Annotated in this window: 1 protein-coding gene and 1 pseudogene; one reads left to right on the top strand and one right to left on the bottom strand. The window is 45.7% G+C overall.

Annotated features, from left to right (window positions below):
• Window positions 1–471: pseudogene (locus A3751_RS13460) on the top strand (hypothetical protein); the annotation flags it as partial.
• 86 nt (window positions 472–557) lie between these two features.
• Here A3751_RS13460 and A3751_RS13455 read toward each other — a convergent pair.
• On the bottom strand, window positions 558–743 hold the full coding sequence (locus tag A3751_RS13455) for a hypothetical protein (protein ID WP_068456933.1): 186 nt from the start codon (window positions 741–743) through the stop codon (window positions 558–560).
• Window positions 744–1,198 lie beyond the last annotated feature (455 nt).

The raw sequence follows: 1,198 nt of genomic DNA, 5'->3' as shown, positions 1-1,198 counted from the left end.
AAGGTCGCGATGTTTTGTACAGGAGGCATTCGTTGCGAAAAGTCGACTGCGTTTTTAAAAGAAAAAGGCTTTGACGAGGTTTACCATCTTGAAGGCGGCATCCTGAAGTACCTTGAAGAGGTGCCTGAAGAAGAAACTATGTGGAAGGGTGATTGCTTCGTGTTTGATAATCGGGTCGCGGTTAACCACAAGCTCGAGAAAAGCGCTTACGATCAATGCCATGCGTGTCGTCTGCCTATTACTGAAGAAGACATGCAACATACGCATTACAAAAAGGGTGTGAGCTGTCCACGTTGCTTTGGAAAGCATACAGAAAGCCAAATTAAGCGGTTTGAAGAACGTCAAAAACAGATAGACCTTGCTAAGGCACGGGGCCAAGAGCATATTGGTTCTGATGTTGTCGGCGCAATGGAAGCGAATCGTGCACGTAAGTTAGAGAAAATCAAAGCGCAGCAAGAAACAGATCATTAGTTGAAAAAGCACCGGCAAATCTCGGTCTGCGGTGTCTGCTCAGTTCAGATCTGCGCTGGCAGACCCGGGACAAGCAAGTAGGCGTGTTAGCTGAGCTCTGTCTTTAGTTCCTTGCAGCGCTGGCAGCGTTGCAAGGTGACGAGTCGTCCAGATTTAACGTCAAACTGGTTCTCTTTTTCCACTACCCATTTGTGAAAGCCATGCTTGCAGAGGCTTTTTCCTTTATGCTTCTCTTTTAGTGAGGGGCGTTTAAACTTCACAACATCACCCATGACGCACTCCTAGATGTTTCGGTTGCAGCGAACGGTTCAATCTGCGCTGCAACATTACTAATTCAAAGAATAACACTTAGTCGACGCTAGAAGTACATGCTGCCAAGAGCCTATCGAAAAAGATACATTCTTACCTTTGTGGGGAGCCTGCTCTTTCACACTTCTGTTGCTACCTATCTGTTGTATAACCCAGTTGATCTCGCCAAAGAACCAGCGAAAGAGCAGACTGTTACTGTCCAACTAAAACCTGAAGAAAAGAAGGCGGATAAAAAGAAACAAGAAGAGAAGAAGAAAGGCGCCGAGAAGAAAGAGGCTGAGAAGAAGAAAGAAGCCGAGAAGAAGAAAGAAGCCGAGAAGAAGAAAGAAGCGGAGAAGAAGAAAGAAGCGGAGAAGAAGAAAGAAGCGGAGAAGAAGAAAGAAGNNGAGAAGAAGAAAGAAGCGGAGAAGAAGAAAGA

Source organism: Oleiphilus sp. HI0080 (genome assembly GCF_001635135.1).
Note: the sequence above shows the minus strand (reverse complement) of the source record. Positions and strands in the feature narration are given on the sequence as shown.